Origin of the sequence: Variovorax sp. CAN15 (assembly GCF_030462475.1) — a bacterium.
Classification (GTDB): domain Bacteria; phylum Pseudomonadota; class Gammaproteobacteria; order Burkholderiales; family Burkholderiaceae_C; genus Variovorax.
Genome location: NZ_JASMRZ010000048.1, coordinates 1 through 23,384, shown reverse-complemented (window position 1 = coordinate 23,384; position 23,384 = coordinate 1). Strand labels below are relative to the sequence as shown.

General features: G+C 66.2%; 9 protein-coding genes. 5 read left to right on the top strand and 4 right to left on the bottom strand.

What is annotated here, in order from left to right; translation table 11 throughout:
- Positions 1-3 precede the first annotated feature (3 nt).
- Genes QMO14_RS23020 through QMO14_RS23005 form a run of 4 tightly spaced genes read left to right on the top strand, consistent with a single transcriptional unit; the run spans position 4 to position 6,879 of the window.
- Positions 4-1,143, top strand: coding sequence for an AAA family ATPase (locus tag QMO14_RS23020; protein ID WP_301509987.1), 1,140 nt, complete (start codon positions 4-6; stop codon positions 1,141-1,143).
- Entirely contained in the window at positions 1,143-3,599 is a 2,457-nt protein-coding gene (locus tag QMO14_RS23015) for a DUF5682 family protein (RefSeq protein WP_301509986.1), read from the top strand. Before QMO14_RS23020 ends, QMO14_RS23015 begins: the two co-directional genes overlap by 1 nt.
- Positions 3,596-4,720: a VWA domain-containing protein gene (locus QMO14_RS23010; protein ID WP_301509985.1), complete on the top strand. Its 1,125-nt coding sequence runs from the start codon at positions 3,596-3,598 to the stop codon at positions 4,718-4,720. Before QMO14_RS23015 ends, QMO14_RS23010 begins: the two co-directional genes overlap by 4 nt.
- Positions 4,717-6,879, top strand: coding sequence for an SWIM zinc finger family protein (locus QMO14_RS23005; RefSeq protein WP_301509984.1), 2,163 nt, complete (start codon positions 4,717-4,719; stop codon positions 6,877-6,879). The genes QMO14_RS23010 and QMO14_RS23005 overlap by 4 nt, the downstream gene beginning before the upstream one ends.
- A gap of 16 nt (positions 6,880-6,895) precedes the next feature.
- Here the strand turns inward: QMO14_RS23005 and QMO14_RS23000 are convergent, their stop codons facing one another.
- The 4 genes from QMO14_RS23000 to QMO14_RS22985 form a co-directional block, all read right to left on the bottom strand.
- Positions 6,896-8,203, bottom strand: coding sequence for a radical SAM protein (locus tag QMO14_RS23000; RefSeq protein WP_301509983.1), 1,308 nt, complete (start codon positions 8,201-8,203; stop codon positions 6,896-6,898).
- A gap of 20 nt (positions 8,204-8,223) precedes the next feature.
- Positions 8,224-8,433: a hypothetical protein gene (locus tag QMO14_RS22995; protein WP_301509982.1), complete on the bottom strand. Its 210-nt coding sequence runs from the start codon at positions 8,431-8,433 to the stop codon at positions 8,224-8,226.
- A gap of 74 nt (positions 8,434-8,507) precedes the next feature.
- Positions 8,508-10,760, bottom strand: a complete 2,253-nt coding sequence (locus tag QMO14_RS22990; RefSeq protein WP_301509981.1) for a YcaO-like family protein — start codon at positions 10,758-10,760, stop codon at positions 8,508-8,510.
- Positions 10,761-10,767: 7 nt separating this feature from the next.
- The gene (locus QMO14_RS22985) at positions 10,768-11,814 is read right to left on the bottom strand and encodes a hypothetical protein (protein ID WP_301509980.1); all 1,047 of its coding nucleotides are present in this window, start codon (positions 11,812-11,814) and stop codon (positions 10,768-10,770) included.
- 347 nt (positions 11,815-12,161) lie between these two features.
- Between QMO14_RS22985 and QMO14_RS22980 the strand changes: the two genes are divergently transcribed.
- Positions 12,162-23,384: hypothetical protein (locus tag QMO14_RS22980; protein WP_301509979.1), on the top strand; the 11,223-nt coding region annotated here is incomplete at its 3' end.

The following is a 23,384-nucleotide window of genomic DNA, read 5'->3' as shown; positions in this document are numbered from 1 at the left end:
CACATGGCAACCGCAAGCAAGACATCCAAAGACACTTCCTCGTCCGCCGCGCTCCAGCGCCCACCGGCGGAAATCCTCTACGCCGACCAGCTCGCCCGCCTGCGCGCGCAGGACAAGAGCCCGCGCCCGCCCGGCTGGGCGCTGAGCCTGAAGGCCGCGCGCTCCTTCATCCTCGGCGACGCGGCGCTCGACATCGCGCCGAAGATCGTCGCGCCCGTGGCCAGCATCGAGCGCATGCTGGTCACGCTGGCCACCGGGCGCGGGCTGATGCTGGTGGGCGAGCCGGGCACGGCGAAGTCGATGCTGTCGGAGCTGCTGGCCACGGCCATCTCGGGCATCTCGACGCTCACCATCCAGGGCGGCGCCTCGATCACCGAGGACCAGATCAAGTATGGCTGGAACTACGCGCTGCTCATCAACGAAGGCCCGAGTCCGCGCGCGATGGTGCCGGCGCCGCTGTACCTGGGCATGCAGCAGGGCCAGGTGGTGCGCTTCGAGGAAATCACGCGCGCCCCGCTGGAGGTGCAGGACTGCCTGCTCGGCATGCTCTCCGACCGCGTGATGGCGGTGCCCGAGCTCTCGGGCGAGCACGGCATGCTCTACGCGCGCGAGGGCTTCAACATCATTGCCACCGCCAACACGCGCGACCGCGGCGTGAACGAGATGAGCGCGGCGCTCAAGCGCCGCTTCGACTTCGAGACCGTGTTCCCCATCCTCGACTTCGACCGCGAGCTGGCACTGGTGCAGGAATCGTCGGCGCGGCTTCTTGCGCAGAGCGGCATTCCGAAGACGGTGCCGGCGCCCGTGCTGGAGCTTCTGGTATCCACCTTCCGCGACCTGCGCGGCGCGCCCGCGAAGGGCGATGGCGGCAACGGAAGCAGCGATGCGGCCATGGACCGCCTCACCGCCGTGATGTCCACCGCCGAGGCGGTGAACGTGGCGCACGCGGTGGGTGTGCGTGCATGGTTCCTCGAACAGCGCGAAGGCTCGCCGGCCGACCTGGTCGACTGCATCGCCGGCACGGTGGTGAAGGACAACGCGGACGACCGCGCGAAGCTGCGGCGCTACTTCGAGCAGAAGGCGGCCAAGCGCAGCGGCACCCATTGGCGCGCGTATTACGAAGCACGCCACCGTCTCCCCTGATGGCACAACCCCACATCGTCGGCGTGCGCCATCACAGCCCGGCCTGCGCGCGGCTGGTGGCCGAGCGCATCCGCACGCTGCGCCCCATGTACGTGCTCATCGAAGGCCCGGCCGACTTCAACGAGCGGCTCGACGAGCTGTACCTGCAGCACAGCCCGCCGGTGGCGATCTACAGCTATCTGTCGAGCGACCGCACGCACCGCGGCTCGTGGTCGCCGTTCGCCGAGCACTCGCCCGAGTGGCAGGCGCTGCAGGTGGCGCGCGAGGTGGGCTGCGCCGTGCGCTTCATCGACCTGCCGGCCTGGCACGACGCCTTCTCGCGCATGGAGAACCGCTATGCCGACGTGGCCGACCACGAGCACGAGGAGCGCGCCGAAGCCTACGAGCGCGCGCTGACCGAGAAGCTCTCGGTGCAGGGCCGCGACGCGCTGTGGGACCACCTGTTCGAGGACGGCTGCGACGTGGCCGAGCTCGCGCAGCGCCTTTCCACCTACTTCGACCACCTGCGTGGCCAGGACCCCGGCTCGCAAGGCAACCAGGCGCGCGAGGACATGATGGCGCGCTGGATCGCCTGGGCGATGGCGCAGCCGGGCGAGCCCGGCCGCGCGCAGGCGCTGGTGGTGTGCGGCGGCTATCACGCGCCCGCCCTCGCGCGGCTGTGGCAGGGCCTGCCCGCCACGCTGCCCGGGACGCCGCAGCCCTCTCCTGAAACCACCGACGACGAGGAGCCGGCGAGCCAGGCAGGTGGCGCGCAGGCGCCGCTGCGCTTCGGCTCCTATCTCGTGCCCTACACCTTCAAGCGCCTCGACGCCTTCGCGGGCTATGCCTCGGGCATGCCCTCGCCGGCCTACTACCAGTGGGTGTGGGACCACGGCCCCGAAGGCGCCGCGCACCGCGCGCTGCAGCTGGTGATGCAGCGGCTGCGCGACAAGAAGCTGCCCGCCTCCACCGCCGACCTGATGGCCGTGCACCTGCGCGCCCAGGGGCTCGCGCGGCTGCGCGGACACGAGAAGCCGCTGCGCTCCGACTGGCTCGACGCGCTGGCCGGCGCGCTGGTGAAGGACGCGCTCGACGCGCCGCTGCCCTGGACGTATCGCGGCACGATCCGCCCCGGCACCGACCCCGTGCTGGTGCAGGCCATGGACGTGCTGGCCGGTGACACCGTCGGCCGCCTCGCGCCCGGCACGCCGCAGCCGCCGCTGGTGGCCGCCGTGCAGGCCGAACTCGCGGCGCACGGCATCGCGCTGCGCGGCCAGCTCAAGCTCGACCTGCTCACCGAAACCGATCGCGCGAAGAGCCGCGTGCTGCATCGCCTCGCGATCCTGCGGCTGCCCGGCGTGCGGCGCACGCAGGGGCCGAAGCTCGCGATGTCGGGCGAGCGCACCGAGCTGTGGTCGCTCTCGGAACCGCTGGAGCAGCAGGCCGCGCTGATCGAGGCCGGCGCCTGGGGTGCGAGCCTGCACGACGCGGCGCGCGCCCGGCTCGAGGACGACCTGCGCCAGGCCCAGGGCCGCATCGGCCCGCTGGCCGACGGGCTCAACCAGGCCGCGTGGGCGGGGCTCTCCGCATTGAGCGACACGCTGCTGCGCGAGCTGCGCGGCGCAGTCGCCGCCGAGCCGCGCTTCGAGGCGCTGGGCCCTGCCCTGTCGGTGCTGCACACGCTGCTGCGCCACGGGCAGATGCTCGGCATGGCAGACGCGCCGGTGCTGCGCGTGGTGATCGAGTCGGGCTTCGACCGCGCGCTGTGGCTGCTGGAGCCGCCAGCAGCCATCACGCCGGCCGACATGCAGTCGCACCTCGAAGGCCATCTGGCGCTGCGCCGCATCGTGGCCGACGTGCTGGCCCACGCACAGGATCATTCTTCGGACGCTCAGCCGCTGCTCGACCTGGAGCCGGCCCGCGCGCTCGCCGTGTGGCAGCGCAAGGCCGCCGACCCCGCCGCGGCGCCCCTGAGCCGAGGCGCCGCGCTCGGCGCCACGCTGAGCCTGGTCGGCCGCACCGACGATGCGCATGCGCATGCGCAGGGCGAGAGCGGCGTGGCCGAGGCCATGCAGCTGCTGCACTCGCTGCCCGCCCCGGTGCTCGGCGACGCGCTCACCGGGCTGCTGGCGCTCGCGCGCGAGCAGCTCGCCTCCGAGCCCGCCTTCGTCGCCGGCATGGACCGCACCGTGCAGGCACTGGACAACGCCGACTTCGTGCGCGCCATGCCCAGCCTGCGCGCCGCCTTCGCCTGGCTGCCGCCGCAGGAGCGCGGCCTGCTGGCCGACCAGGTGCTGTCGCTGCACGACGCCACGCACCTGTCGCGCCGCGCCCTCACCGCCCACCGCAGCGGCGAGGCCCCGCCCGAGCAGCTGGCCGAAGCCCGCCGGGTGGAGGATGCGGTGTTCGCGCGCCTCGCGGCCTGGGGCGTGACACTGGAAGAAGAAGAAAACACCGAGAAAGCCCCCCGCCCATGAGCCTGGACATTCCCGATCCGCTGCAGCGCTGGCGGCTGCTGCTGGGCGATCCGGCCGAAGCGGCCTGCGGCGGCCTGAGCGCAGAAGCCCAAGCCGCCGATGCGGCGCTCGACTGGCTCTACGGCCGCGATTCCGACCGCGCGAGCCGCGGCGAACGCAGCGCGGGCCTGGGCCCCTCGGCGCTGAGCACGCCGGACTGGATCAACACCATCCACACGCTCTTTCCGAAGGAAGTGATCGAGCGGCTGGAGCAGGACGCCGTCGAGCGCTACGGCATCGACGAGGTGGTGACCAACCTCGAAGTACTGGAGCGCATCGAGCCATCGGAATCGCTGCTGCGCGCGGTGCTGCACACCAAGCACCTGATGAACCCCGAAGTGCTCGCGGCCGCGCGCAAGCTGGTGGCCGAGGTGGTGCGGCGCATCATGGAAAAGCTCGCCACCGAGGTGCGCCAGGCCTTCAGCGGCAGCCGCGACCGGCGCCGCCGCTCGCGCATGAAGGTGGCGCGCAACTTCGACTTTCGGCAGACGCTGGCCGCCAACCTGCACCGCTACGACCCGCAGCGCCGCAAGCTCTACGTGGAGCACCCGGTCTTCATCAGCCGCACGAAGCGGCATGCCGAGCCGTGGGACATCGTCCTGCTGATCGACCAGAGCGGCTCGATGGTCGACTCGGTGATCCACAGCGCGGTGATGGCCGCCTGCCTGTGGCAGTTGCCCGGCATGCGCACTCGGCTCGTGGCCTTCGACACGGCGGTGGTCGACCTGACGGCCGACGTCTCCGACCCGGTGGAGCTGCTGATGAAGGTGCAGCTCGGCGGCGGCACCGACATCGCGAAGGCGGTGGCGTATGCCCAGTCGCTCATCGCCAATCCTTCGAAGAGCATCGTGGTGCTTGTGAGCGACTTCTACGAAGGCGGCAGCGAGCACGAGCTGGTACGGCGCGTGAAGGCGCTGGTCGAATCCGGCGCCAAGGTGCTCGGCCTGGCCGCGCTCGACTCGAACGCCGAGCCCAGCTACGACCGCGAGATGGCGGCCCGGCTGGTGCGCGAAGGCGCGCAGATCGGCGCGATGACGCCGGGCCAACTCGCAGGCTGGCTGGCCGAGAAGGTGCAGGGATGAGCGGCGACAATATCGCGTCGGTGCGGGCCGACCTGCTCGAGCTCACGCCCGAGGCGCTCACGGCACTGGCCAACGCCGGCTTCGTCAAGCGCGCGCAGAAGGATGTGGCGGCCGGCCTGCTGCCCAGGCTGGAAACCGGCGCCGACGGCACGGTGCAGGCGCAGTTCGACGATGGCGTGCGCACCAGCCTGCCGCCGGGTCGCACGCTGCGCGATGCACAGTGCAGTTGCCCCGCGAGCGGCATGTGCAGGCACCGGGTGATGCTGGTGCTGGCTTATCAGGCGCAGGCGAAAGCGGCTCCGGCGGAGGCTGACGCATCGATCGCGTCCGTCGAAGTTGCGCCATCCGAACCCGAAGCCGCCTGGAGCCCCGCGCAGTTCGACGATGCCGCCCTGGCCGCGAGCTTCGCTCCCTCCGTGCTCGATCAGGCCGGCAAGCTCGCGGCCGCGCGGCCCGTGGTCGGCGTGCAGGCCTGGCGCAGCGCGAGCGCACCGCCCGTCGCGCGCCTGCCGATGTGCAGCGTTCGGTTCTTCTCGCGCAGCTCGCTGGTCCATGCGCGCTGCGACTGCAAGCAGGGCGGCGGCTGCGCGCACGTGGTCGTCGCGCTGTGGGCGTTCCGGCAGGCCGGGGCGCTGGAGCCGGGTTCGGCGGAGGTGATGGTCGAGGTGCAGCCGGCCGTGTCGACGGACGTGGACACCGCGTCGCCAATGCCCTCCGTGATGCAGGGCGAGGCCGCCGTCGCGCTGCGCGCGGGCATCGACGCCCTGCTGCTATCGCTGTGGCTCGATGGATCGAGCCAGCCGGCGATGGCACTGGCAGCCCGCTTCGAGTCCGTGCGCGAGCAGGCCCGCACGCTCGGCTGGAGCTGGGTGGACGACGCGCTCGACGAACTTTGGCAACTCCTGCAGGCGCAACAGGCGCGCAGCAGCCGCTTCGACCCGCTGCGGCTGCTGCGCGTGATGACCGAGCTGTGGGCGCGGCTGCGGGCAGCCGCGCACGCCGGCCGGCCGATGGAAGGCTCTTCTGCCCGGCCCACGCTGCCGGCCAGCCAGATCCTCGGTGTCGGCGTGAAGGGCGAAGTCGCGCTCGACCATCTGCGGCTGGTTTCACTCGGGGCCGAACTCTGGTCCGACGAGACGGCCGAAGGCGCGAGCATCCTCTTTGCCGACCCCGACACCCAGAACGTGACCGTGCTGGAGCGCCAGTGGTCGCGCACGGCGGACGCCGCCGCCGGAGGCGCAGCGCCAAGCCTCATGAACCGGCGCGTCGCGGGCTTTCCGTTGCGGCAGCTGGCGAGCGGCCAAGTCATCACCAAGACCGCCACCCGGCGCGCCAACGGGCTGGTCGACATCACGGCCGGCGCGCGGCAGACCGGCGTGCTGCCGCTGTCGCCCAAGTCGTGGGACGACCTCGTCGCGCCGCTGCGGCAGCACAGCGTGGCCGCGCTGGTGGCACACCTGCGCGAGGCGCAGCCGGATTTCGTGCGGCCTCGGCAGGCGGCGAGTGGCGCTTCCGCCGGCGCGTCGGGGCAACTGCACGTGGTGGCTTTCGAGCGCATGGAAATGGCGTCGTGCCACTGGGATGCGGCGGCGCAGGTGCTTCATGCGCGGCTGGGGCAGGCGGCGCAGGGCGATGAAGACGCGAATACGGACGACACATCGTGGCTGCACCTGTCGTTGCCGCATCGCGCCGTCACGCCCGGTGCCGTCGACGCGCTGGCCCGCACGCTGGCCGGCGAGCACGGCGCGCTGCGCGCGGTGGCAGGCACGGTGCACCTGCAGGGCGACCGGGCCGTCATGCAGCCATTGACCGTGCTCACCGAGCAGCGCGCCATCGTGCTGCAGGTGGAAACCGCCGCGCCGCAGCCGCTGGGCCTGCGCAGCGACACCGAAGAAGCGCCCGCGCTGAACGCACTGGCCGGCGATACGCTGGAGCTGCTGGCCCTGTGGCTGCGCCAGGGCTTGCGTCACCAGAGCGGCGGCGCGCTGTCGCGGGCGCATGCGCAGGTGCTGCGGCTGAAGCAGGCCGGACTGGGGCGCAGCGCGGTGCTGCTGGAATCGGTACTGGAAAACGTCCGCTCGGCGCAACGGCCGGCGCTGGTGGCGCGGTTGGCGATGCTGGGGTTGGTGATGCAGGGGGTGGCGCAGTCGGCTGGATAGCCGGCCGCTTCAACAGTCAGGCCTGAGCAAGGATCGAGATCACCTTGCGACGGGTGGGACGCCGAACATCACCCTCGACGCTTTCGAGTTTCAGCCCCAAGGCTCGGCGCAAGGTGCCATCCAGCACGCCGAGCCCGAACTGGTATTCGTTTTCGCACGACTGCGCGAACTGCTCACCCTCGAGATACATGCATGACCCGCCGCACAGTTGGAGAACCGGGCAGTGGCTGCAGCATTCGCGATGAGCCCAGTGCGTGGACGTATCGAGGCGGATCTCGTCCATCTGCAAGGCCGATCCGAGACCATGCTGCGCATTGGCCCCGGTGTTGTGGCAGGTCAGGACATTCGAATGCAGGTCGACCGCGACATGGTCGCTTCGATCCATACCGCACTTCTGCCCCATGGAACTCGATGGTGTGCCCATCAGTATGGACTGCATGAGGCCTTTTGCCTTTTCCCTCAATGCAGGGATCCGCAGCGCCTCGCCGGTCTCGAATGAAGAAGCGACCGCGTCCTTGAGCGACTGGTACTGCGCGGCACTCCAGACGCCCGGCCCCGCCAAGGCCTTTTCGTCGTGCGTGGCGACCACGCCTTCCAATGAAGTGACGACCGACTCGTCACCAAGCTTTTCGACGAACCAGCGGCGCAGCGCCGCAGGATCGCTGTTGTTCGGCGTCAGCACCGAACTGAACTGCATCCGCTCGCCATGCTTGCGGTTGTTCCACAAGGCCTTCAACAAAGCCTCGCGTTGAGGATCATCGAACGGGTCTTCGCCTCGCAGGTACTGCCCCGGACCATCATGGGACACCGTGATGCAAATGTCGTAGCGCACGATGAAGTCCAGGATCTCCTGTGTCAGCAGGCTGCCATTGGTGACCATGCAGAACTCTGCTTCAGGAAATCTCTTGTCCAGCTCTGGAACGAGGATGGCGAGCTTCCTGAAATACAGCAGAGGCTCTCCACCCCAGAACTCGATCCGGGAAGGAGGTTCTTTCAGCCACTGGTCCAGATCCTGCAGAAAAGAAAGCGCATCTGCAGTCCTGGTCATGGCCATCGAATCGACCTGGCTTGACTGATTGCAGTAGGAACAGGTGTAGTTGCACGCAAGTCCCAGCTGAATCTTGAGCACCGCAGGATTCTCGATCTTGCGGCCCGGCTGTTGAGGACTGACGCGAACAGCGTCTTCCCAAACACGCGGAGCGCCGGCTTGCCCGTTGGTGGCAAGCACCGGCGTTCCATCCAGGTTCGTGAGCGAACTCTCGTGTGGCGCGTATCGCAGGCTTACGGACTTTCCGTCTGCATCGGAGCAGTGAAGGATGAACATGCGAAAAGTCCGCCTTGCACTCAGCGTTCGCTGTTTTCCTGGCCGCGGCGCTTGCTCTTCTTGGGCTCCGGCAGCGGGGAGATCGCGCTGCAGTCGCTCGACGAGCCGGCGGCGAAGATGGAGCCTTCGTTCAGAAAGTCGATGCTGGAGGGCTCGACGACAACATTGCATTGGAGCTGCTGGCTGGTCGCCGAACGGACAGCCGAGAGATTGATGGAGTCGTTCTTCATATGGGTTCCTCTAGTGAAAAATCAGTTGGAAAGAAAAGAGCCAGACGGAGGTATCCGATAGTGCGTCCTCCAGTTCAAGTGCACGGATGAGGCGGCAATGACCATCGGGCATTGCCGCGAGTCTCGACATTCACGCCAATGCGCTCGCAGGTCCTCAGCGGCTCGACGCCATGGCCGAACCAGATGGGAACCAGACCGGGAACGAAAGCTCGAGCCACGTACAGGGGAGTTCGCCCCTGATTGATCGCAGCCCCGTTCGGAGTCAGGTCGCAGAAAAGAACCTCAAGGCCCGAGTCCTGAAAGTGATCGAGCAACTGCGTTCCGTTCGATGCAAAGCTTGTCTTCCCGCGCACGGAAACCATCCGACGCTCGGAAGCGAACCAGTCTGCCAACTTGAAACCGGCCTTTGTCCTGAAGTACTCGCCGTGATGGGTCGCGAGCGTGACGTCCTCTGCGCGCATGGGCTGGCGCGGAGCCCCCCCATGATGCTGCTGCACCCTGCTTTCAGTCTCCGACAGCGCCGATGCGACGGCTTCCTGCCACTGAAACCCGGCCGCGGTAGTCAGCGAGGTGAATGTCGAGGCGCGATGCTGCACAAACACCGCGATCACAGGCAGATGATCGGAAGGCAGCGCATGGAGAGACAACAGGTAGCCTGCATCCCGCAACCGGGCGACCCGGCGTTGCAACGAGCCTGCAAGCCCCGCTTCATCGACCAGAGGCGGTGCCACCCTGCCAAGCCAGGCGCGAGCAAAGGCATCTCGTTCGATCAGTTCGACAAGCGCCCGGTGCCGTGCCTCGCTCATGTCCGTATATGCAGCGACACCGGAGGTGCTTGCGTTGGTGAAAGGCTGATGCGCATCGCCTGGGCTTATTGAACTCAATGCGTAGACGCACTGAGCCATGATCTGCACCTCGGTCCCCGAACCGGCGCGCTGTGCTTTCACCCAAGGGTAGTGCCGGCGCGCGGAGAACGGCGAATAGGGAAATTCGTCCCGGCTATATTGAGCCGGGCTGTACTCCACAAGGCTGCGAGGATCGACCGCGTGCGGAACCTCACCGAAGCGCGCCCTCTCCAGATCGGCGCGCGGCGATGACCAGCCGATGCGCTCCCAGGCTTCGGCCTCAGCCTTCACCACCGCCACTTCAGGACTTTCAGCGCGCCCCGCGGCCCACAGGCTCCACGCATTGTCCTGTCGCCCTATTCGAATGGGCCCTGCCACGGCGATCCGCGTCGACAGTGCCAACCGTTGGGAGTGGTTGGGCACGGACCGCACGAGCGCAACCTGGCCTGCCGCCTTGGCCAAGGCCTCCTGATTCACGGAAGGCCTGGAACCCAGCACCATCGCAGGCAACGGATAGAGGGAGTCCTCCAACCCCAGAAGAGAAAGAACCTCCACTTCAACGGTATCGCCACGCATGATGGTGGCGGCTCCCTCGTATTGAGCTGCAAGGGCACCGTTCTGCAGCGCATGCCCCGCCTCCAGCATCGCCAGTGTCAGCGCTCGGTTTCCATATTTCTTTCCTATGAAATGGATGTCTGCGACCGGATAGATCACAGCATGGGCGAAGCTCAGCACGGCAGGCGTCAGCAGCGTGCTCCAGGCACGGTTCGCTTCGCCGTCCCGCATCTGCAGCGAGAGCTCGCCGCCTTCAACGCCACAGGCGTGATAGCGCACTTCGTAGACACCTGTTGGGTACCCCTCCATGGGACGCAGCAGCGCCATGAACCAACGCAAGCCATACAGGGCGCCCCCCGAAGGCACGGTCCGCTGCACGCGCTCCCCGGTTTCACGGAGCACGCCGTACATCGACCACAGGATGTTCACCACGGATTGCAGTTGAAGCGGCTTGTCGTCGAACGTGCGAGCACTGCCCCTGCTCAGCAGGAGATCCATGAGCGGATTGTTCCGAGGCCGCAGCTTCTCGATTCCCGGGCGCGGCTGCGTCAGCTCCTTGTCAACGGAATGCCTCAACGCATAGAGTTCGTCCGCATCGCTGAGCGGTGCTGCAATAGGCTGCGGGGTCCAACCGATTCGCGCCTGCGACGCCAGACAATAACTCGAGTCGACGAGTGCCCCCTGCTTCAACAGCGTTGACATGCAAGAGTCGACTTCTTCTGCAGGCCAGCGATCGATCAGGCCGTTGCGCACATCCTCCCATGTGGCGTTGCCATCGCAACTTCGTTCGACGGCGCGGAGGAAGTCTGCAGGCGCAGACACACGCAAACGCTTCAACGGCAGGCGGCAGACCATTCCGCCCGTTCTATAGATCCACTTGCCGGCGACCATCGGCCTGTGCATCGTGCTGTCTCCGGATTTCGCCATGGTCTGCTTACACGGTCCCCACGGCGGCCGACGCGGGGCGCAGTTCGCCCGACTTCGGTATTTCGTCCGTTTCGAACAACGTGGCAAGAATCAACGGGTACCCCGTAGGCGGAAGAATCGGATTCGAATTGGCCTCGAGCCACCAAATGCGGTCATTCGCATCCAGCACTCCGTCCAGGGCAAAAAGGACGGGCACGCCGTGCGACTTCACCAGTTCGTTGTGCAAGTGCCGCCCCGCTTGCCGCACCTGCTCGCGTCCATGCTCGGTCAACAGGTGCTGCATGTTGTCGGGATGTGTCTGGATCGGGTCCGAGGCATATCTGCGCCCATAGCGGTAGTCGATCCACACCTCTGCGTCGATCGGCAAGATGTCGGAGAGCGTCCAGCCCTGGAAAGCCAAAGAGGAAACGATCCACGGCTTGTCGGCAGTGTCTGGAACCACTCCATCCATGCGCTCCATTCGCCGGGCAATCAGTGCGTCGATCCGAGAAGCTCCATCGCCACGGATGGTGGGATACGGCTGAAGGTGAAGGTGAAATGGCTCTCCGCCCCAGAACCACGCTTTTACATTCCGGCCGGCGATGAACTGCTCGGCGAAAGCGCGTTCACGCACCCCGAGGCGATGCTCGGGCAGGCTCAGCGCGTCCACATCCGCGTGGTACGGCCCAAACACGGCTTGCCCAAATGATCCCACCGGCTGCTTCAGGACGTAGTCCTTGTCGACATCCTTCATGCCCGGCCAGATGGTCGGGGTCAGGAGTCCATGCCTGTGAAGAAAGTTCTTGAATTCGAGCTTGTCGTTGGACAACGCCCACCTGATCGGGCGATATGGAAGCCAGCCGACGAATCCGCCAGTGGCCGGGCCCAGCAACGGCGAATAGCTGATGGCGCCATCCACCGTATTCAGGAACTGCGGGTGAAGGTTGCAACGCGCAGCTCCGCGCAGGACTTCCACTCGGAACGTCTTCATGTCCAGACGCACCTCCGCCTGCTGACTGATTGCCCACTCTTGAAGGGCGCGGAAATGATTCAGCGTGACGGCGATATAAGACATGAGTACTAATTTCAAAACAGTCGGAACAGCGGCTCCAACAACATATCCACGCGAACCCCGAACTGTTTAGCAAGGTGGCCGCCCAGGAAAAAAAGCTAAACAAATTTTTCCAGCGACGGATGTATTGCGGAGAACCGTGCGCCAACCCTCGTCCCGAGTGCGATTGGCGGCCACCAGGGATGGCCCTGGGCTCTCCCCTAGATTCGTCATGAACGGGGGCCGGAGCAGGCTGCGTGATCACGGTTCGCATCTTTTTTGGATAGACGGACACAAAAATGGTAGCGATCGTCAGCGGCAACAGTCTTGGTCTCAGTCTGACTTCTTTGACCACGCTGGGACAGCGCGGGATGCTTGGGACCGCCGGCCAGGGCCGGAGCGGTGAACAGGCGTTCGTCAACATCGCCACGGGCAATCTGGTCCTGCAGGACTTCGACGACCGGCTCGAGGGCCGCGGGATCGACATCGGTGCCGTACGCACCTACAACAGCCAGGGTCTGCTGAACGACGATAACGGCGACAACTGGCGAATGAGCGCATTCGGCCAGCAAATCCAGTTGACCGGGACCGTCGCAACCGCCGGCAGCACGTTGGCGCGCACAGACCGCGACGGAGCGCAGGCTGTCTACACCTGGGACAGTAGCCGTAGCCTCTACGTGAGTACGGCGGGCTCCGGGGCCTTCGACACGATCGCCTACGACGCCGCCGCCGGCCGCTTCACCTGGACCGACGGTGCAACCGGCCTGGTCGAGCGGTACGAGTCGACTGGCGAGGGTCGCCTTCTCTCGGTCGCGGATCCGCGCGGCAACACGGTCACGCTGGCCTACAACACCAACGGAACGCCGCAGAGCCTCACCAACGCGAATGGGGAAGTCACCTACTTCGACTACAGCGGTACCAATCTCACCCAGATCAGAACCGTCGCATCAGGCGGCGCAACGCTTACGCGCGTGCACTATGCCTATGACGCATCGGATCGCCTGTCCAGCGTCACAGTCGATCTCAGTCCGGAAGATGGCTCCATCGCAGACGGGGCGAAGTACGTCACCACCTATACGTACGACGGCGCCAGCAAGCGCATCGCCTCGGTGACGCAAACCGATGGCACCAGCCTGGCCTTCACATACGTGCAGGTCGGCGCCGACTTCAAGGTCGCGACCGTCAAGGACGGTGAAGGCAACACGACGAGCTACAGCTACGACACGGCAAACCGCCGGACCTCGGTCGTCGACCCGCTCGGCAGGGTGAGCGTGTACGCCTACGATGGCAACGGACAGCTGGTGCAGATCAAGGCTCCTGCCGTCAACGGCGTCGTCCAGACGACCAGCTTCGTCTACAGTGCCAACGGCGATGTGATCCAGGTCATCGATGGCGAGGGGCATGTCGTCGACATGCAGTACGACGGCAACGGGAACCAGACGCTCCAACGCGACGCCGCCGGCAACACCGTCACCCGCACGTATGACGTGCACAACCAGTTGCTGACCGAGACGGTCTATCTCACGCCCGATCCGGACGGCCCGGGAGCAGGCCAGCCTGCGCAACCGCTGACTACGCGCTACGTATACGAAGGTACCGGCAGAAATCTTCTACGTTTCGTGCTGAGTCCCGAAGGCCGGGTGACCGAGTACCGTTATGACGGCTACGGCCAGCGCATCAGCAGCATCCAGTATGTGGGCGGCACTTTCGACACTTCCGCATTGAGCCCGATCGCGACGCCCAACGAGACCCAAATGGTCGACTGGGTCGGCGGCCAGGACCGCACGCAGTCCAGCCGCACGGACATCGTCTACGACTCCCGCGGCCAAGTTCAGCAGATCAGCGTCTTCAGCAAGGTCGATGCAGCCGGCAACGGCATCGCCGATGGCAGCCAGTCGGTGACGCACTACGTCTATGACCGAGCGGGCCAGTTGCTCAGCACTGTCAGCGCCACCGACGGCACCACGCAATACACCTACGACGGACTCGGGCGGCAGATCTCCGCGCAGGATTCGCAGAACAACGTCACCCTGACGAGCTACGACGACGCCGGCAACAGGACGACCGTGACTCGGGCCAACGGCCTCGTGACGACCAGCGCCTACGACCACAATGGCAGGCTGGTCAGCGTGCAGCAAGGCAGTGCCTCGAATCCGCTGCTTGCGAAGACGAGCTATGTCTACAACGCCGGCGAGAGCAGGCCCTATCAGACGATCGACGCCACGGGGGTGGCCAGCTGGTTCATCTACGACGCGATGGGACGCATCAGCGCGGAAGTATCGACTTCCGGCAGAGTGACCGAGTACGTCTACAACCAGAACAGCCAGCTTGCCGAGACCGTCGTCTACGCCACCCCAGCGCCCGGCCTGATCACTGCGTTGCAGAACGCGGCGAGCACTCATGTGCCCGTGGTGTTTGGCGATTTCCGACCTGCGAGGAGCCCCGCCGACCAACGCGCCTGGCGCATCTACGACGATGCCGGCCGGGTAGTGCGAACGATCGATGCGTCCGGAGCAGTCACCGACACGCTCTACGACGGTGCTTCGAGGGTCGTTTCCAGCACCAGGTACGCAAGTCGAATCGACACCGCGAATCTCGGCTCCGCCCCTACGCTTGCAGCTACCAACCCACCTGCGGACGCAGCAAACGACCGGGTCACACGCAATTTCTACGACGGGGACGGCCTTCTGCGAGCCACGCTGGATGCGGAAGGCTACTTGAGCGAACTGCGCTATGACGGCGCGGGACGTCTGATCGGGCAGACCTCGTACGCAATCCCGACCGATCCGGCATTGCGCAGCGCAGGCCTGCTGGCCCAGCTCATCCCTGCGGCTAACGCCAGCGATCAGAAGTCGTACTGGCTGCACGATGCGCAGGGCCGCACCGTTGCTGAGGTTGACGCAGAGGGATACCTTACCGAGCGCGTCTATGACGCCAACGGCAACGTGACCCAGACCGTGCGCTACGCCACGCGCGTGAATGCCACGTTGCTCGCGCAGATCTCCATCGCCACCACCGTGGCCGACATCCGCCCTGCCTCCACGCCCGAAGACCGTTCGACCCTTGTCGTCTACGACAAGCTCAACCGCATCTCGCAGCAGACCAACTACGAAGGCACGGTCACGCAGTACACGTACGACAGCGTCGGCAACCTGATTTCGACCACGACTGCGGCGGGCACGTCGGAAGCACGCACGTTGAGCGCTCGCTACGACATTCAGGGCCGGCTGATTGGTGAGCTGAGCGGTGTCGGAAGCGCCCTTCTCGTCGGCGGGCAGACCCAGGCCCAGATCGACGCGATCTGGGTGCAGTACGGCCTCGCCCATGCCTACGATGCAGCCGGACGCCGCGTCAGCACCACGGATGCGTACGGCAACAAGACCCTGTTCTTCTACGACCTGGACGGGCGTCTTACCCATACCGTCAACGCCCTGGGGGAAGTCGCCGAGCAGCAATACAACACGCTTGGTCAACTCACCGCGAGCATCCAATATGGAAGCCGCATCAGCGTGGCCGGGCTGTCCGGAGGGCTTGCCAACATCAGCCTGACCAATGCGATCAATGCGATCGCGAACAGCGCGCTCGACAGCCGGCAGGGCTTCACCTACCTCGCCGGTGGCCAACTCTCCACCAGCACCGATGCGCTGGGCAACGTGACGCAGCGAACCTACAACGCATTCGGCGAAGAGGAGAGCCGCGACCAGGCCATCGGCGACGGTCGCCACCTGGTGCAGACTCAGACGCTGGACCGTCGCGGCCTCGTGGTCGGCACGGTCACGGATGCCTCGGGCGTCAACGCGATCACCAGTGCCGTCTACGACGCCTTCGGGCGCGCGACGCGTATCGTCGATGCGAACGGCAATGCGCGCACCCAGGCCTACGACCGCCTCGGCCGCGTGGTCGTGACCGTCGATCCGCTCAACGCGCAGCGCTCCAGCAGCTACGACGCGTTCGGGCGCGTCCTCACCCAGACCGATGCACTCGGCAACACGACCACCTACAGCTACGACAAGGCGCTGCGCAGCGTTTCGGTGACCACGCCGGAGAACATCACCGTCACCACCGTGCATACCCGCCACGGGCAGACGCAACGGGTGATCGACGGCAACGGCAACACCACGAGCTTCAGCTACGACAAGAACGGCAATCTGCTCACGACCACGACGCCGCTCACCACCACGTCGAGCACGTTCGATCGCTCGAACCGGCTCGTGCAGACGACGGATGCGAACGGCAACGTCGTCGCCTTCACCTATGACGCCGCCAACAGGCTGCTCAAGCGCATCGTCGATCCGGACGGACTGAACCTGGTCACGGAATACGCCTACGACGCCAAGGGGCAGCAGATCAGCGTGACCGATGCGAACGGCAAGCTGACGCAAATGGTCTATGACCTGAAGGGTCAACTGCTGAAGCAGGTGCTGGACCCGGCCGGGCTGAACCTCGTCACCGAGTACACCTTCGATGCACGCGGCAAGACGCTGAGCGTGCTGAGTCCCGGCGGAACGCTCACCAAATATGTGTACGACAACCTCGGTCGCCGCATCGAGGAGCGACTGGATCCCAACGGGCTGAATCTCCGTCGCACCTACGCCTACGACAAGAACGGAAACCTCACGAGCGACACCGACGCGAACGGCAATGTCCGCCGCTACGTCTACGATGCCGACGACCGGCTGGTCTTCACGTTCGATGCGCTCGGCAACCTGAAGCGCAACGAATATGACGCGGAGGGTCGCGTCGTGAGGACCGTGGCCTATGCGACACCGATCGACACCAGTGGCCTGGGTGCAGCGCCGACCCTCCAGCAGATCGCCTCGCGCGTGCCCAGCGAGGCAGGTGGAGCAAGCATCGAGCGCCGCGTGTTCGACAAGGACGGCCGCATCGTCGCCACGATCAGCGGCGATGGCGATCTGGTCACTTTCAGCTACGACGCCAACGGCAAGGTCGTCGAACGCGTAGCCTATGCCACGCGCGTCCCGGTTCAAGGCTGGACACCCGGCACCCTGCCCGCGCCAGTTCCCGACGCGGCGCACGACCAGCGCGTGCGATTCGTCTATGACCAGCTGGGCCGCACCATCTACACGGTCGACGGCACAGGTGCGGTCGTCCAGCAAAGCTACGACGGTAACGGCAATGTGCTCGAACGCATTGCCTATGCCACCTCGATCCCGGTCAGCACGCCTGGTTCCGCAGCGGCCATCGCGGGCGCCATCGCCGGCATCGCCAATGCGACCCGCGATGCCCACGACCGCTTCGTCTATGACCGCGCAGGCAGGCTGACCTGGCACGCCGATGGCGCTGGCGCCGTGACGCAGCAGGTCTACGACAAGAATGGCAATCTGATCAAGCAGATTCAGTACGCCACGGCGATCTCGAGTTCAGCCCTTCCCAGTTCAGTGGTTTCAAGCGCTGGCGACCGCATTGCCGACAGTATTTATGACGCAGCCAACCGTCTGACCTACTCTATCGATGCACTCGGCACCATCACGTGGATCGGATACGACAGGAACAGCAATGTCGTGATCCGATGGACGGCCGCCATCCGCATTGCGGCGCCGACGACCACGAGCAAGCTGACCGAAGATCAAGCCGACTCGGCCGCAACCATCGACTTGGCGACCGATCGGATAGAGCGAGCCGCTTTCGACGCTGCGAACCGAATGGTCATGAGCGTCGACGCGACCGGCGCCGTCACCGAGCTGCAATACGACAGTGTCGGCAACAACCTCCGAACCACGCAGTACGCGAACCGCATCGACAACAGGCTGCTCAACGGCAACTGGACGGCAAGCTACGGCGACATTCGCTCTCTTTTCACCAACGACGCAGCCGACCGCAGTACCACGCGCACATTCGACGCGAGCAATCGCCTGCAATACGCCGTCGACTCGCTGGGCCACGTCACCTACAACAGCTACGACGGGCTCGGACGGCTGACGCAGAGCACTGCTTACGCGCTGGCGATTCCGGCCGGCGAACGGGGCACTTCGGCCACCATCGCCGCCGCGATAGTCACCCACCCCGAAGATCGCAGCAACAGCTTCAGCTATGACGCTGCCGGCCGCCTGCTGCGCAGCACCGACGCTTTGGGCTTCGTCGAGAGCTACGGGTACAACGCGCTGGGCCAGAAGGTCTCCTTCACGAACAAGAAGGGTTCGACCTGGACCTATGACTACGATGCGGCCGGCCGCCAGACGCAGGAAACGGCTCCGGCGGCGGACATGACGGCCGTCACGACCGATGCCACGGGCAACCTCGTGGTGGATGGTGCGCACTCGGGCTCCACCCCCCTGGTCACCCGGATGGCCTACGACGCGCTGGGCAACCTGTTGTCGCGCACCGAAGCTCTCGGCCGCCCCGAACAGCGCACGACCAGCTACCAGTACGACACCGTCGGCCACCAGGTCAAGGTCATCTTCCCGGAAGTGGGCGTCTACGCGGACAACCCCGCAAACGCCGCTCTTGCCGGTCGCACCGAGGTGCTGAAGGCGCTCTTCACCGAAACCCGCTACGACGTCTTCGGCAATGCCGTGAGCAACCTCGACGTTGCCGGCAACATGAGCTACAAGACCTACGACGTGCTTGGCCAGGTGCGCTACGAAGTCGATGCGCTCGGCTTCGTCACAGGCTACCAGCGCAATGCCTGGGGCCAGGTCACGGAGCTTGTGCGCTTCGCCAACGCCACGGGGCTCACGAGCGGGAGCCCGGCCAGCCTCAGCACGACGCAAGTGAGCGCCGCAGTCAACGCCGCGGGCATCGATCACGGCTCCGACCGGATACTGACCACCGAATACGACCAGGCGGGCCGTGTCTCGAAGGTCATCGAACCTCAGACCTTCTCCTATGACGCTGGCGCCGCCGATGCCGTCAAGTACTTCACGGCCGGCAAGACGACCGTGAACCGCTACAACGCGTTCGGCAACCTGACCCAGGTGGCGGAGCTGAAGAACGCGCAGACGCAGGAGTGGATCCGCACCAACAACTACTACGACCTGCGCGGGCAGAAGATCGCGACGGTCGATGCGCTGGGCTACCTGACCACCGAAGCCTTCGATGGCGCCGGGAACATGGTCCTGCACAAGGAATACGCCACCGCCATCGCCGGCTGGAACCCCAATGCAGCCAGCGCTACGCCGCCGGTCGCCCCCGGCAGCGGCGACGACCGCGCCACGCTCTACACCTACGACCTCGGCGGGCGGAAGACGGCCGAGACCCGCCTGTCGGTCGAGTACAGCGGCAGCGCCAACGGAACCTACAGCCGCGCAGACATCGTGACCGGCTACGGCTATGACGCCGTGGGCAACCTGACACGTACGACCGATGCCAACGGCGCGAGCACCTACAGCTACTACGACGCACTCGGCCGGGTTCGCGCCGTGGCCGCGCCCGTGCGCATTGCCGGCGGCACGGCACTCACGCCGGTGACCGAGTTCCTGCGCGACGCCTATGGCAACGCCGTGGTCACCATCGCCCGTTCGGCCGGCGCGGCCAGTGCCAACGACACCAGCTACACGCTGGCAGGCGCCAACGCGGCTGATCGCGCAACGTTCGCGGCCTACGACCGCATGGGTCACGTCACTCAGAGCATGGATGCCAACGGCGTCAACCGCTACAGCTCGTACGACGCACAAGGCCATGTCGCGAAGGAGTGGCAGCTCGTCACCGACGGCAATGGCGTCTCCAGCACCATGTTCCGCGCCTACCAGTACGACAAGCTCGGACAGCAGACGCACATCTTCGACCCGGCATCCACCAGCCAGCTCAACGGCTCCTCCATCACCACCGTGAGCCAGGCACAGGCCGGCCTCACCGATACAGCCATCGCCTACAACGCGTTCGGCGAAGTCACGCGAAAGAGCGTCAATGGCGTGGAGGGCGAGTACTTCGACTACGACAACGCGGGCCGCGTCTGGCGCACCAACTCCGGCGACGGCGTGGACAAGGTGGCGTTCTACAACCTGCAGGGCAAGCAGACCGCGCAGCTCTCCAGCTACGGATCGGCCTACGAGAACCTCAACCTCCGGTCGATCCAGCGTCCGGACGAACTGGCCTGGCGCGCGGTGCGCCGTACCGACACGGTCTACGACGCCCTCGGGCACGTGGTGCAGACCGTCGGTCCGAACCGCGACGAAGTGACCACCGGCCCCAGGAGCGGTCGCACCTATACCAGTGCCACGATCGGCAGCACGAGCCAGAAGGTCACGGACGAATCGGGCCAGGTCGTCTCGTGGACGGGCACCAATTCCGTCACCCTGTCCTGGTCTTCGTTGCACGGCCTGGGTGCGGGCGACGTCAAGGTCGTCATGGAATACGCCACCCAGACCTGGCTGGTCGGTGGCAACACCGGCGGCACGGATGAATCGAGCAACAACCCCTTCCCCACCAATCCGCAGACCGTGGCAGGCGGGGAGATCCGCAGCCGCACGCAGATCGTCAGCTATGCCCCCGAAGGCTCCGACAATGTCACGTTGACCTGGGAAGACCAGTCCGCAAGCAACGGCGGCATCAGCCGCGTCACTCGCCTGACTCTCTACAAGAAGGATCTCTACGGCAAATGGCAGCAGATCTCCGACCAGTCCGCGCTGGGCTACGGCAGCCAGGTCATCGATATCGACACCCCCGATGACCCGAGCTCGACAGTTCAGCTGCAATTGCGGCCGGCCGGCAGCAGCGGCGATTCGGGCTGGGCTTCGGTCGGCCTGACCAACTTCGGCAAGGCGCTGCGCTTCAATGCAGCGGGCCTGCCCGCAGGCAACTACGAATACCGGGCGTTGATGACCACCGCGACCGGCGTGACGACGCAGATCGGCAGCGGCCGGATCGACCTGACCTCTCCGCCGCTGCAGTCCATCGATACGCCCATGGGCTTCTACCAGACCGGCGTCACCGGACTGGGCCTGTTCACCTGGCAGTCGCCGGGTACGGGTATCGACCAGATCTTCCGCATCCGCCCGGCAGGCAGCACGGGCGCCTGGGATACGCGGCAGGTCAGCGCCCGCGGCGAGGGCAAGGATGGCGTCGATCTCTCGCTCATCGCGGCGGGAACCTACGAGTACGAACTGCTCTGGGTTCGCAACGGGGAAGGCGTGCCCTATGCCCATGCGACCGGGCAGGTCGTCAGCACGGGATTTCAGCTTCCCCGCTGGGTCCCGCCGGAAAACCTGCCGGTCATTCCGGGCGTGCAGGTCGGGACGGCCACGGTCGGCAACGTCGTGGGTCATGACGAGGCAGGCAACCCGATCTACAGCGGCCCCACGACCACCAAGCCGGTGATTCGCTGGCCGGCAACGAACCTCGGCCCATCGGAAAGCATTTCGTTCCGCTACCGCCTGCAGGGCAGCAGCACATGGCTCGTCCTGCCCATCGGCGGAACCGTCGGCGTCGACGAGGCGGGCAACGCCACTGGCAATCGCGAAGTCGACATCAGCGGCCTGCCGCCCGGGAACTATGAATACCAGGTGCTCGTCACCCAGAATGTCCTCGGCGTCGAGACGCCGGTGGCACAGGCAACGGGCAACCTGGTCGTCAGCCCGACGGGCGAAGGGCACAACGTTCCCACGCTGACACCCTTCCCCAAGCCGGTGACCATCACACCCGACGATCCCGCGAACCACATCATCGGGTGGACCGGTACCGGGCCGACCTACGGTCCGCCGGTGGTGATCGGCACCGACGCGAACGGTCAGCCGATCTTCGGCCAGGGTTACGGGCGAGACGTCATCGGCTCCGACGAGTCTGGCCCGATCTATGGTCCGGTGAAGGCCATTCCGTACTACACGTACCAGATGGTGCAGGTCACGCAGAACGTGCCCGTGCAGGTGCAGGTGGGCACCGATCCGATCTACGCGCGCGACGAGGCCGGCAACATCGTCTACGAGACGATCTACGAGACGCAGTACCAGCAGCGCGCGGTCCCGGTCTATGGCTGGGTACAGGTGCCGCGCGTCGAGGCCTATCAGGTCGCCGTCCAGAGGACCGGCATCAGCGGCTACGACGAAGGCGGCGCTCCGATCTACTACACCTACACCGACTACGAGACGCACTATCGGACGGTCTACGACTGGGTGATCGTGCAGACGGGCTGGACGACGGAGACCTACCCGGTCCAGGTGCCCGTCCAGCGGCCGGTGATCGTCGGCTACCAGCCGCGCTACGAAACCCAGATGCAGCAGCAGACGGTGTGGGTGCAGGTGCCCACGCTCGTCACACCGCCCGATCCGGCGCAGTACATCATCAGCGCGCACTCGGGCAGCCCGATCTATGGTCCTCCGGTCATGGTGACCACCGGCACCGACGAGTCGGGCAACCCCATCACCGGCCTTGGCAAGGGCTATCAGCTGGTGAACGGCGTGGTCACTGCGGTGCCCTACACGGAGATACAGACCGAATGGCGCTGGGTCGACGTCTGGGTGCCAGGCACGACGCCCGCCCCGACGGTGGCGGATACCACGCCGCCCTACAAGCCGGGCTACATGACCCCGCTCATTCCGCCGCTGTTCAATGCGACCGTCACCACGGCGCCCGGCAGCTCGGCCGTGAGCGAGAACAACACCGCCGGCGCACCTGGCAGCCAGGCGATCTGGCAGGACAGCAGCAGCGGCTCGCCCCGCCCTGTCGTCAACCAGAACACCGACCGCTGGGGCAACGTCATTTCCATCAGCGACCCGCGTTCGGCGGGCTGGGTCACCACCTACCGTTACAACGCCAACAACCAACTGGTCGAGCAGAGGCAGCCCGATGCCAACGGCACCGGCGAAGCGGTCACCCAACTGTTCTACGACAAGCTGGGCCGCCAGGTCGCGGTGAAAGACGCCAACGGCAACGTCCAGGGCAAGGTGTACGACGCGGGCGGCAACCTGGTGCAGGAGCTCAACGCCGACGGCGGCACGATCACGCACAGCTACAACGCCTTCGGCGAGAAGATGAGCACGGTCGACGCCATGGGCCGCTCCACCGGCTTCACCTACGACAACGTGGGCCGGCTGCTGACCACCACGCGCATGGCCGCAGACATCTGGGGCTGGGCCACGTCGTTCGGCCCTTCCGTCATCGGCACGGCGCAGATCGTCGAGACCGTCACCTGGGACCAGGCCGGCCGCAAACTGAGCCAGACCAACGGCGCAGGCGAGACCATCCGCTACGCCTACGACCTGCGCGGCAACCTCGTGAGCACCACCCAGCCGCTGGGCCAGGTCAAGCTCGCGGCCTTCGACTCGATGAACCGCAAGATCGCCGAGGTCGACGCCAACGGCGCACTGGCCACCTGGAGCTACAACTACTTCGGCCAGCTCACGGGCCACACCGATATCGGCGGCGCCACCTACAGCTACAGCTACGACAACGCGCGTCAGCTCACCCAGCAGACCAACTCGCGCGGCCAGAACCTGAGCTACTCGTACGACAAGGCCGGCCAGCTGCTGCGCATCGACGACGCGGGCGTGGGCAAGGTCACGACCTACGCCTATGACCTGGGCGGCCGTCGCATCCGCGAGACCACCGTGCAGGGCGGCGTCACCTACCAGGACAACCAGATGGCCTACGACGCGCTGGGCCGCCTGCGCTGGGTGGCCGACACCAACGCCTACATCACC

What these genes read in the sequence shown, in the direction of transcription:
- QMO14_RS23020 (WP_301509987.1), top strand. Translation starts at nt 4, where the DNA reads ATGGCAACCGCAAGCAAGACATCCAAAGACACTTCCTCGTCCGCCGCG.
- QMO14_RS23015 (WP_301509986.1), top strand. Translation starts at nt 1,143, where the DNA reads ATGGCACAACCCCACATCGTCGGCGTGCGCCATCACAGCCCGGCCTGC.
- QMO14_RS23010 (WP_301509985.1), top strand. Translation starts at nt 3,596, where the DNA reads ATGAGCCTGGACATTCCCGATCCGCTGCAGCGCTGGCGGCTGCTGCTG.
- QMO14_RS23005 (WP_301509984.1), top strand. Translation starts at nt 4,717, where the DNA reads ATGAGCGGCGACAATATCGCGTCGGTGCGGGCCGACCTGCTCGAGCTC.
- QMO14_RS23000 (WP_301509983.1), bottom strand. Translation starts at nt 8,203, where the DNA reads ATGTTCATCCTTCACTGCTCCGATGCAGACGGAAAGTCCGTAAGCCTG.
- QMO14_RS22995 (WP_301509982.1), bottom strand. Translation starts at nt 8,433, where the DNA reads ATGAAGAACGACTCCATCAATCTCTCGGCTGTCCGTTCGGCGACCAGC.
- QMO14_RS22990 (WP_301509981.1), bottom strand. Translation starts at nt 10,760, where the DNA reads ATGGCGAAATCCGGAGACAGCACGATGCACAGGCCGATGGTCGCCGGC.
- QMO14_RS22985 (WP_301509980.1), bottom strand. Translation starts at nt 11,814, where the DNA reads ATGTCTTATATCGCCGTCACGCTGAATCATTTCCGCGCCCTTCAAGAG.